11 protein-coding genes are annotated in these 11,249 nt (G+C 32.9%); 5 read left to right on the top strand and 6 right to left on the bottom strand.

All coding sequences use genetic code 11. The annotated features are described in order from the left end of the window. Positions 1-39 precede the first annotated feature (39 nt). Positions 40-975 carry an SPOR domain-containing protein gene (locus tag H0I26_RS03485; RefSeq protein ID WP_218701029.1) on the bottom strand — a complete coding sequence of 312 codons (936 nt, stop codon included), beginning with the start codon at positions 973-975 and terminating at the stop codon, positions 40-42. Positions 976-1,081: 106 nt separating this feature from the next. Here H0I26_RS03485 and dprA point away from each other — a divergent pair, with 106 nt between their 5' ends. After that, entirely contained in the window at positions 1,082-2,185 is a 1,104-nt protein-coding gene (dprA, locus tag H0I26_RS03490) for a DNA-processing protein DprA (protein WP_218701030.1), read from the top strand. A 9-nt stretch (positions 2,186-2,194) separates the two neighbouring features. On the opposite strand, the gene trpS is transcribed toward dprA, so the two are convergent. Next, positions 2,195-3,163 (bottom strand): tryptophan--tRNA ligase, encoded by a 969-nt coding sequence (trpS, locus tag H0I26_RS03495; protein WP_218701031.1) that lies wholly within the window; start codon positions 3,161-3,163, stop codon positions 2,195-2,197. A 79-nt stretch (positions 3,164-3,242) separates the two neighbouring features. Here trpS and H0I26_RS03500 point away from each other — a divergent pair, with 79 nt between their 5' ends. Beyond that, on the top strand, positions 3,243-3,980 hold the full coding sequence (locus H0I26_RS03500) for a lysophospholipid acyltransferase family protein (RefSeq protein WP_218701032.1): 738 nt from the start codon (positions 3,243-3,245) through the stop codon (positions 3,978-3,980). Between the two features lie 64 nt (positions 3,981-4,044). On the opposite strand, the gene H0I26_RS03505 is transcribed toward H0I26_RS03500, so the two are convergent. From H0I26_RS03505 to recA, 4 genes are all read right to left on the bottom strand, one after another. Continuing rightward, on the bottom strand, positions 4,045-5,661 hold the full coding sequence (locus H0I26_RS03505; protein WP_218701033.1) for a hypothetical protein: 1,617 nt from the start codon (positions 5,659-5,661) through the stop codon (positions 4,045-4,047). Then, the gene (locus tag H0I26_RS03510; RefSeq protein ID WP_218701034.1) at positions 5,662-6,204 is read right to left on the bottom strand and encodes an RNA polymerase sigma factor; all 543 of its coding nucleotides are present in this window, start codon (positions 6,202-6,204) and stop codon (positions 5,662-5,664) included. It abuts the gene before it with no gap. A gap of 27 nt (positions 6,205-6,231) precedes the next feature. After that, on the bottom strand, positions 6,232-6,636 hold the full coding sequence (locus H0I26_RS03515; protein WP_101015895.1) for a hypothetical protein: 405 nt from the start codon (positions 6,634-6,636) through the stop codon (positions 6,232-6,234). Positions 6,637-6,737: 101 nt separating this feature from the next. Then, the gene (recA, locus tag H0I26_RS03520; RefSeq protein ID WP_101015897.1) at positions 6,738-7,742 is read right to left on the bottom strand and encodes a recombinase RecA; all 1,005 of its coding nucleotides are present in this window, start codon (positions 7,740-7,742) and stop codon (positions 6,738-6,740) included. A 493-nt stretch (positions 7,743-8,235) separates the two neighbouring features. Between recA and H0I26_RS03525 the strand changes: the two genes are divergently transcribed. The 3 genes from H0I26_RS03525 (at position 8,236) to H0I26_RS03535 (ending at position 11,241) form a co-directional block, all read left to right on the top strand. After that, on the top strand, positions 8,236-9,300 hold the full coding sequence (locus H0I26_RS03525; protein WP_218701035.1) for a rhodanese-related sulfurtransferase: 1,065 nt from the start codon (positions 8,236-8,238) through the stop codon (positions 9,298-9,300). Positions 9,301-9,488: 188 nt separating this feature from the next. Beyond that, positions 9,489-10,772 (top strand): stage 0 sporulation family protein, encoded by a 1,284-nt coding sequence (locus H0I26_RS03530; RefSeq protein WP_218701036.1) that lies wholly within the window; start codon positions 9,489-9,491, stop codon positions 10,770-10,772. Next, entirely contained in the window at positions 10,759-11,241 is a 483-nt protein-coding gene (locus H0I26_RS03535) for a gliding motility lipoprotein GldH (RefSeq protein WP_218701037.1), read from the top strand. Before H0I26_RS03530 ends, H0I26_RS03535 begins: the two co-directional genes overlap by 14 nt. Positions 11,242-11,249 lie beyond the last annotated feature (8 nt).

Raw genomic sequence — 11,249 nt, forward strand, 5'->3', positions numbered from 1 at the left:
ATTCTTTGAGGTTTAATTATACCTAATAATGGCTTGGTTTTAGTCTATTGCTTTAATAAGCACCCAAGCATCTTTGTTTTGTTCTTTTCTAATTGTATTTAAAGCGTTAAAAGCATCCTCTCTTGAAGTATAACTAGCATAAACTACTTGGTGTAGTCCATGCCTGTTTTTACCTATTTTACGGGCTTTAAAACCTTGGTCTTGTAACTGCGATACTTTTTTGTCCGAGTTTTCTTCTTCTCTGAAAGCACCAGCTACAATATGATAATTACCACTTTGCTTATTTACGTTTAAAGTAATGGCAGGTAGTGGATTGCTAATGACAAAAGTCGCTTCTTGTATTTGACTATCTAATTGTGTGTTAGCTTCCTCTTGTGCTATTTGGTTATGTTGGTCTACATTATTAACATAGTTATTAAAACCAAAACCAGCAACTCCTAAAGCAACAACCGCAATGGCAGCATACTTGAAAAATGACGTAGTGTTACGCTTTTCAGGAGTAATAGTCAGCGGGATTACTTTTTCAATAGTTTCTACTTCTTCTTTGTAAACTTCTCTAGTTACAGCAGGAGATACAAATTGAGACAATCCAAAAGCATCAGTCAAATAATTAAGATGATAAGAAGGGTTAAACTCAATCTTACTTTCTGCATTAAATGTTAGATCACCAATGTTTTCAAAACTTAATGTTTCGCCTTCCGCTAAATAAGACTTTAAAGACTTAACACGTTTAGATAAGTTTTGTAGGGCCGTTTCAAAAGGTATTTTTTCCACATCTGCTATATAACGAATTAACAAACCATCATTAGTCTGTATTTGCTCGTTAAAAGATAACGTCTTTTTTGGTGGATAAAACGCATTGGTACTATCGTGTACTTGTGCAGATTGACGTTGTGTTAAAAATGATCCAAATTCAGGAATCGTGACACAGTCATATCTGTATAATAAATCGCTTATGTAATGTTCTAATTGCATAGAAACAAAGTTAGAAAATTTTAAAAACCAATAAAATTTTGGAGGTATTAGTTATTAACAGAGTTAAATTTCTTTTCTTGTAGATTCAAAATCAGTACAATAAAAAATGAATGACGACCAATTAAGATATAATTTAGCCTTACAACACGTTTCAAAAATAGGAGATACCACTGCAAAAAAGCTAATTAATCATTGCGGAAGCGCGGAAGCGGTCTTTAAAGAGAAAAAACAAAACCTATTAAAAATTGATGGTATAGGTGAAATTATTTTAAGTGAATTGTATCAGTCTAGTCATTTTGAAGCGGCAGACAGTGAGATGAAATTTATTAAAGATGAAAATATTAAACACCATCATTTTACTGATGAAACATATCCGGAAAATTTAAAACACTGTATTGATAGTCCTATTGTTTTATTTGAAAGCGGAAACATTAATCTTAACAACAAACATATTATTAGTATTGTTGGTGCTAGAAAAATAACAACTTCTGGCATTGCTTTTTGTGAAAAATTAGTGGAAGAGTTAGCAATTTATAAACCTATTATTGTATCGGGCTTTGCTTATGGTACAGATATTACAGCACATAAAACAGCGGTGAAAAATAATTTGCAAACCATAGGTTGTTTAGCGCACGGTTTAAATCAGATTTATCCAAAGGTGCATAAAAAGTATGTGGCAGAAGTCGAAAATAACGGTGGGTTTTTTACAGATTTTTGGAGTAGCGATAATTTTGATCGGAATAATTTTTTAAAACGAAATCGAATTATTGCAGGGATAAGCCAAGCGACCATTGTTATTGAGTCAGCAGAAAAAGGAGGAAGTTTGGTAACCGCAGATATTGCAAATTCTTATAATAGAGATGTGTTTGCTGTGCCAGGTCGCGTTACTGATAGTCAAAGTATAGGTTGCAATAACTTAATAAAACAACAAAAAGCACATTTGTTATCGACGCCTTTAGATGTGCCTTATATTTTAAATTGGCAATTGGAGCACTTAAAAAAACCACCAGTTCAGAAACAATTGTTTATTGAGTTAGATCCGGACGAAAAATTAGTTTATAATTATTTAAAAAACAAAGAAAAAGAATTATTGGATAGTATCGCTATTAATTGCAAAATGCCAACATATAAATTAGCTGGCATTTTACTTAATATGGAATTAAAAGGTGTGATTAGACCACTACCTGGTAAGTTGTTTGAGGTGATTTAGGTCTTAAAATTAATACCCAAGTTTCTCTCTTACTCTAACTAAAACATCATTAGCTACTTTTTTAGCTTTTTCTGCGCCTTTTGCTAAAGCATCATCTATTTCGTTTAAATTAGACATGTAATGATTGTAACGTTCACGTTCAGTTTCAAAGGTTGCTAAGATTAATTCGTATAACGCTTGTTTAGCATGACCATAACCGTAATTACCGTTTTCGTAATTTGCTTTCATCGTCGTTATATCGTCTTCCGTAGCTAATAGTTTATATAATGCAAAACAGTTACATGTAGACCAATCTTTTGGATCTTCCAATGCAGTACTATCTGTTTCGATAGTCATGATTTGTTTGCGTAATTTTTTTTCTGGTAAAAAGATGTTTATGGTGTTCCCTTTACTTTTACTCATTTTAGCACCATCAGTACCAGGAATAAGCATATTGCTTTCTTGGATTTTCCCTTCTGGAATTACAAATGTTTCTCCTAATTTAGCATGAAATCTTGAGGCAACATCACGAGTCATTTCAATATGCTGTAATTGGTCTTTTCCGACAGGAATAATATCTGCATCATACAGTAAAATGTCTGCTGCCATTAACATTGGGTAAGTAAATAATCCAACGTTTACATCTTCTAAACGGTCAGCCTTGTCTTTAAAACTATGCGCTAAAGTCAAACGTTGAAAAGGGAAAAAGCAGCTTAAATACCAAGATAACTCAGTGGTTTGAGGGATATCACTTTGTCTATAAAACACTGTTTTTTCTATATCTAATCCTAAAGCCAGCCAAGTCGCAGCAGTAGAGTAGGTGTTGTTTCTAAGTGTCTCAGCATCTTTAATTTGAGTTAAAGAATGCATGTCTGCAATAAATAAAAACGATTGGTTTTTAGCATCATTAGATAATGCTATTGCAGGACGCAATGCGCCCATTATGTTTCCAAAATGAGGTGTTCCTGTACTTTGTATTCCTGTAAGTATTCTTGGCATAATTATAAATATGTTCTAAGTCGCAAAGGTAATTTTTTTAGTAGAATACCTCAATTAATTTAGTTAGTTTTGGCACATAATGATCGTATTTAAATATATTTTTTGGACATTTTACCGTATTTGGTTCTATATAATGGTGGCATTGCCAATTATTATCATGTTTCCATTTTTAATAGTTTCTATTTTAAAAGAATCTTGGTACCCTTATTTTTTTAAGTTAGCGCGTATTTGGGCTAGATTTATTTTAATTGGGATGGGGTTTTATACTAAGACTCAATATCTTCAGAAGCCAGAGGTTAATAAAAGTTATATGTTTATAGCTAACCATACATCAATGATTGATATTATGTTAATGTTGGTTACGGTTAAAAATCCTTTTGTTTTTGTAGGTAAAGCGGAGTTATCTAAAATACCATTATTTGGATTTTTCTATAAACGGACTTGTATTCTAGTGGATAGAAGTAGTGCGCAAAGTAGGCAAGCCGTATTTTTAAGAGCGCAGAGAAGACTAAAACAGGGGTTAAGTATTTGTATATTCCCTGAAGGTCTTGTTCCGGAAGAAGATATTTTGCTAGGTGAATTTAAAGACGGTGCTTTCCGATTATCGATAAATCACAATACACCAATAGTGCCTATTACTTTTGGTGATAATAAAAAACGTTTTTCTTACACTTTTTTTAGTGGAGGACCAGGGATTATGAGAGCTAAAATGCATCATTTTATTCCAACCGAAGCGTTAGCTAAAGAAGATACTAGAGGTTTAAATGAGCAGTCTAGAAGTATTATTCTAGAGCAATTAAAGGCGTTTCTAAAATAGAAAAGCCACTCTTGGCACAGAGTAGCTTTTCAATATATTTCCCTAATTAAAGGGCACTTAAAAATTAAAATTTATAATTTAACCCTGTGTATAATCCAATAATGTAAGGGTTAAAGTCGCCTGAGGTATTATTAAATGTTTTTAATTGATATTTAAATGTTGGCTCTACATTAAAATTCACGGTGTTACTAATTCTAAAATTCAAACCTATACCTAAGTTTGTGCTAAAACTAACAGGGTTGATGTTGTTAGCTTCTCCAATTTTGGTTTTAGAACCATTTAATTCCGAAACAACTTGATTATCGTTTAAGATAAATGTACTTACACCACCGATTACATTAACACCAAAACGTTTGTCAACTAGTTTGTATTCTACTTCTAAAGGAATTTCGAAATAACTCATTCGTTGACTTATTGCCGCATTTAAACTTGTGCTTACAACCATAGCATTGACATCACTAGCACTAATCATACTTAGTTGTTGTCCTGATGGCATACTCAGAAAATTAACATTTTTTAGATTAGGTTCAGTACTAACAGGAGCGTCATTCATTGATGTGCTAGTGCTGTAGGTATTAAATTTTTCGTAAACAATGATATCGTCTGTATCGTAACTTAGGTTAAGACGATTAATACCAGATCTAATGGTGATTTTTTTGTTTAAAGCATAACCTACTTTTAAGCCATAACTAGCATTAATCTCTCCAGATTTATTGTTTTTGTTAAATTGTTCGTCAATATGAGAGCCTTCTCCGAATGTATTGTAATATACTGGGGAGATATTGGCATTAACGACCCACTTATTAGTGAGCTCCTGCTCTTTAGTATCGTCTTCAGTAGTTTCGTTTTCGGCTATAGCCTCTTCAATGGATGTTTTTTCTATATCAATGTTAGCTGTGGTAATTTTTAATGTGTTGTCTTTGTTATTGCTAGTGTTTGAAACTACAGATGTGCTTACAGTGGTTTGATTTTGAGAACTTATATTGTGGTTCTTATCTAAGTTATTTGCTCTATTAGTAGTAAGAGTTGCTGTTTGTTTATCTTTTTTTTCTATCGCGTTAGAAGTATTAGATGCATAGGTGTTTGTCGTTTCTTTTCGAGTTGTAGGGTTGGTGTTTTGAGTGTTGTTCGGTGTTGTGCTATTGTTAGTGGTTGTTGCTTTTTTTCTATAGTCACTTGAAGCGGTACTGTTATTTTTTCGAGTAACAGAAAATGTGTTGTTGTTGTTGTTGTTGTTGTTGTTGTTGTTGTTGTTGTTGTTGTTGTTGGAGGTGGCAACAGTTGTATTATCTAAAGGTGTGTTTTTTGTATTTTGGATTGCGGCTTCAATAGTCTTTAAGTCTTTTGTTTGTAATTGTTTTGTTGGAGAATAACTATCAGTGGACTTGTGTTCTGTATTGGTGTCGTTATCGTTTGTTTTGGTTTTGTCTGTATCGACTACAGTTGGGGTAATGGATGTGTCAGGAGTATTAAATAAGCCATTGCCTACTACCATGAACAGTAATAGTGTCGCTGCGATTCCTGATAATTTTAACCAAAACGGAATAATAACAAGAGGTTTGTCATCCTCTTCTTTTTCTAGTTGAGATTGAATGTTTTTCCAAACTTTAGCATCTGGTTTGACCTCAAAATCTTTAAATCTTTCCTGAAATAGTCTATCTATGTTTTTTTTGTTACTCATTTATAATGATTGGGAATTTAAGCCCATTTTGTGTGCTAATATTTTTTCTTTTAATAATTGTCTAGCTCTTGCGAGGTTAGACTTCGTGGTCCCAGTGGTTATGGATAAGAGATCGGCAATTTCTTTATGAGAGTAACCATCTAAAACATATAGGTTAAATACTAAACGATATCGGTCTGGTAATTCCTGAATGTATTGCAGTAAATAATCGATACTGACTTCATCTTCATCAATATCGACCTCTTCATCTACTATCGCGTCTTCATTAATTATTTCAAATACTTTCTGGCTCCTGTAACGTTGCAAAGCTGTATTTATAGCTATTCGTTTAAGCCAGCCTTCAAAACTTCCTTTGTTTTTGTACTGCTTTATTTTGCTAAAAATAGTTATAAATGCGTCCTGTAAATTATCTTCAGCTTCTGCATAGGAGCTCGAATACTTTAAGCTGACCGAGAATAATTTGCTTGAAAAAAGCTTGTATAATTCACTTTGTGCTTTAGTATCATTGGACTTACATTTATGTATGAGTTTGTCTAAACCCAATTTTAGCGATGATTTTAGTTAATAGTTTTATTGTACAGGTATTTCCATTGTTAGATAAACATTCTCTCCATTGGCATCTTCTCCTTGCCAGAATTTAAATATGTAATCCTCTTGATCTGTTACAATAAAATTAAAGGACTTTTCTACTTCTAAATTAGAGTCTTCGCAAGTGTCACTATCGTAAACTGAATTTATTATTGCAATTGTTCTGATATTATCTTCTTTGACATAATAAATGTCATAGAAGGCATAACAATTGGTGGGTTGAATATAATTAAGGTCTATTTGATAGGTTTGTCCTTGTTCAAAATATTCTGGCACAGTTACGCTTTCAATAGGTATGGGTTCCAAATTTAGTCTTGGTCGTTGTTCTTCGTCGACGCTACAAGACATAAAGAGTAATACTATTAAAGCGGTTATAAGCTTTTTCATTTTTTAAGAAACTAAATAGTTGTTACTAAAGAGATGCATGAGTTGTCAAAAGGTTGCGTCTTAAACCAAAAAAAATCCCGATTTTATCGGGATTTTTAATTTTAAACACTTTCTTTAATAGCGATTTTTATTTTCTGTTCCAGTTCATCAAACAGTTCTGGATTATCTTTTATAATAAGCTTAACAGCATCTCGTCCTTGCCCTAGTTTGGTGTCTCCATAGCTAAACCATGATCCGCTTTTTTTGATAATTTCTTTTTCTACAGCAACATCTAGAATTTCTCCAACTTTACTAACACCTTCTCCATACATAATGTCGAATTCTGCCATTCTAAAAGGCGGTGCAACTTTGTTTTTTACTACTTTGACTCTAGTTTTATTACCTAATACGCCACCATTACTATCTTTTATTTGTGTAGATCGTCTGATGTCTAACCTAACAGAAGCGTAAAATTTTAATGCGTTACCACCAGTTGTTGTTTCTGGGTTACCAAACATAACACCAATTTTTTCACGTAGCTGGTTAATAAATATTACGGTACAATTAGTTTTGCTTATAGATGCCGTTAATTTTCTAAGGGCTTGTGACATTAAACGAGCGTGTAGTCCCATTTTAGAGTCACCCATTTCTCCTTCAATTTCTGCTTTTGGAGTTAATGCGGCAACCGAGTCAATAACAACAATATCAATAGCGCCAGATCTAATTAAATTATCGGCAATTTCTAAAGCTTGTTCTCCATTATCCGGTTGAGAAATAATAAGATTATCAATATCTACACCTAATTTTTCTGCGTAAAACCTATCAAAAGCATGTTCTGCATCAATAAAAGCAGCAATACCTCCTGCTTTTTGTGCTTCTGCAATAGCATGAAGCGTTAATGTTGTTTTTCCAGAAGATTCTGGACCATATATTTCTATAACTCTACCTCTTGGGTAGCCACCAACTCCTAATGCAATATCCAAACCTAAAGATCCCGATGGGATAGCCTCTACATCAACAACAGCAGCATCACTCATTTTCATTACCGTACCTTTTCCGTAGGCTTTGTCTAATTTGTCTAAGGTTAATTGTAATGCTTTTAGCTTTGCTTCTTTCTCTTTACTCATACGTCAAGTTTTATTAAAAAATTTTTCTATGCTAAAATACTACTTTTTTAAAGAATTTTAATTTTCTCACGCAACCTTTTTAAAGTTTTTGCATCTACTTATTGAAGTGGAAAAGATATGCTATGAAAAAGAAAATTTAATCCGCTTTGAAAAATGTTAATCCTTTAAATTTTAAGGGTATGAAATATTTAAAAAAGTTAGTACACACAAAAACATTAGGCGTTTCAGTTGCTATTTTACTTAATAGTAGCTGTAAAGCCGATGGAGGTTAGCTCGTATTATTGTTTAATAATTTAGTTAAATAATCTTAACGAGTTAGTCTATAAAAAGTCCTTTGCAGAGCGCAAGGGACTTTTTTTTTACTAATTTTTTTATTGAAAGGAAACATTTATATCTACGTTTTTAATCTCTTAAATAAGCAACAGTTTGCTTTACTCGATAAAAATAATACCTTTGCATAAACTTTTTATTAACACTTAAAACCAAGTATAGCATGCAACTGTACAACAAATTAAGCGCTATTGAAAGAGCAGAACTTATTGAAAAAGCTGGAAAAGACCGTTTGACGTTATCTTTTTATCAGTATGCTCGCATTAGCAATCCACAAGAATTAAGAGATCAATTATTTATTGAATGGGATAGTCTAGACGTTTTAGGACGTATTTACATTGCTACAGAAGGGATTAATGCCCAATTGTCGTTACCTGCAGATAGTTTTGAAGCCTTTAAAAATCATTTAGATAGTATTGATTTTTTAAAAGATGTTAGACTTAACATTGCTGTAGAGCAAGATAATATGTCTTTTTTAAAGTTGAAAGTTAAAGTTCGTGAAAAAATAGTAGCAGACGGGCTGAACGATGATACGTTTGATGTAACCAACAAAGGGGTGCATTTATCAGCAAAAGATTTTAATGAGATGTTATCAAATCCAAATACAGTGTGTGTGGATATGCGTAATCATTATGAAAGTGAAATAGGTCATTTTGATGGTGCAGTAACACCAGATGTGGATACTTTTAGAGAATCTTTAGATATTATTGAAGCTGATTTAAGAGAGCATAAAGAAGAAAAAAACCTACTAATGTATTGTACAGGTGGTATTCGATGTGAAAAAGCAAGTGCCTATTACAAGCACAAAGGGTTTAAAAATGTATATCAATTGGAAGGTGGTATTATTGAATATACTAGACAAGTAAACGAAGAAGGGATTGCTAATAAATTTATAGGTAAGAACTTTGTCTTTGACGAGCGTCGTTCAGAAAAAATTACGGACGATGTTATTGCTAAATGTCACCAATGTGGAACCGCTTGCGATACGCATGTAAACTGTGCTAATGATGCCTGCCACTTGTTATTTATACAATGCGAAGATTGTAAAACAGAAATGAATAATTGTTGCTCAACAACCTGTAGTGAGATACATGCTTTGCCTTTTGAAGCGCAGAAAGAATTAAGGAAAGGGCAGGGTAATAGCAATGATATCTTTAAAAAAGGACGTGCCGATCATTTACCTTTTAAAAAAGATTTACGTAATATTTTTGAAGTACTTAAAAAGTAGCGTATACTTTTAAAACATAAAAAAAACGTGCTAAATTTTATCACGTTTTTTTTATGTTTTAAAGTCAGCCAAATAATCTTATCTTTACGGATTAACAAGGGTTGGCATTCGCTTACGCGGAAACAACTAATTATTAATCTTCATCTTTAGGGTAAAACCTTAAGATTCAATATATACACATAAATAGTATGGCTTGTCAAAGTTGCGCTACAGGAAAAGACGGACAACCAAAAGGTTGTAAGAATAATGGAACATGTGGTACAGATAGTTGTAATAAATTAACCGTTTTTGATTGGTTAGCAAATATGTCTGTTCCTAATGGCGAAAAACCATTTGATTGGGTTGAGGTTCGTTTTAAAAACGGACGTAAACATTATTACCATAATGCAGAGAATTTAACATTAAGTATCGGAGATATTGTAGCTACTCAGGCACAATCTGGTCATGATATTGGTATGGTTACTCTAACAGGAGAATTAGTACGTGTTCAGATAAAACGTAAAAGAGTAGATACTAAAAATGATATTTTAAAAATCTATCGTAAGGCTTCTCAGAAAGATATAGACATCTGGAGTGAGGCTCGTGACAAGGAAGAGCCGATGAAGGTTAAGGCACGTCAATTTGCTATAGATCTAAAACTACACATGAAAATCTCGGATATCGAGTTTCAAGGGGATAGTAGTAAAGCAACGTTTTATTACACCGCAGAAGAACGTGTTGACTTTAGAGAATTAATTAAAATTTATGCTAGAGAGTTTAGGATTAGGATAGAAATGAAACAAGTCGGTTTTCGTCAGGAGGCGTCTAGACTTGGCGGGATTGGCTCATGTGGTCGAGAGTTGTGTTGCTCGACATGGTTAACAGATTTTAGATCTGTAAGTACCAGTGCAGCACGTTATCAGCAGTTATCGCTAAATCCTCAAAAATTAGCAGGACAATGTGGTAAGCTTAAATGTTGTTTAAATTATGAGTTGGATTCTTATTTAGATGCTTTAAAAGCTTTTCCTAAAGCAGATACTAAATTGTATACTGAAAAAGGAACTGCCGTTTGTCAAAAAACAGACATTTTCAAAGGGCATATGTGGTATGCTTATGAAGGGGAATGGATGAATTGGCACTTAATTACTACAGACCAAGCTAGCGAAATTATTGCAATTAATAAAAAGAGAGAAAAAGTAGCTAGTCTTGAAGAATATGCTGCAGATATTGAGGTTGATCCAAAAACAGAGTTCGAAAATGTTGTTGGTCAGGATAGTTTAACACGTTTTGATAGTCCAAAAGGTAATAAAAAACGTAAAAACAATAGAGCTAGAAATAAAAAGCCAGTTCAAAATAAAGTTGAGGTTAACGCCACGACTAATAAGAATACTAAAAGTCCGTCAAATAGCGCAAAAGCAAAGCCTAGACCAAAGCGTAAGCCAAATAAGAGAAAACCAGAGAACAATAATAATAAACCTAATGAGAGTAAGTAGAATAGCGTTTATATTACTATTGGTTTTAGTTACTTCTTGCGATCAGAAAGCCGTTTTTGATGAGTATAAAAGTGTCTCTACCGCATGGAATAAAGAGGATGTCGTACAATTTAAAATTAACGCACCAGACTCAATAAATCCTTATAACTTGTTTGTTAATGTTAGGAATACTAATGCTTATAAATACAGTAATTTGTATTTAATTGTTGAAATGAATTTTCCTCATGGTAAAATAGTAACAGATACTTTACAGTATAATATGACCGAAAAGAATGGGGCATGGTTAGGTGAAGGGTTGTCTGCTGTTAAGGATAATAAATTATGGTATAAAGAAGGTGTTGTTTTTAACGAAAGCGGCACTTATAATGTGAAAATACAACACGCTATGCGCGGTAGTGGAGAGGTTAATGGTGTTGTGAATTTAGAAGGTCTTACAGATGTAGGATTTAGAATTGAAAAAACAGAATAAATTAGTCA

The organism is Olleya sp. HaHaR_3_96, assembly GCF_019278545.1.
Classification (GTDB): Bacteria; Bacteroidota; Bacteroidia; order Flavobacteriales; family Flavobacteriaceae; genus Olleya.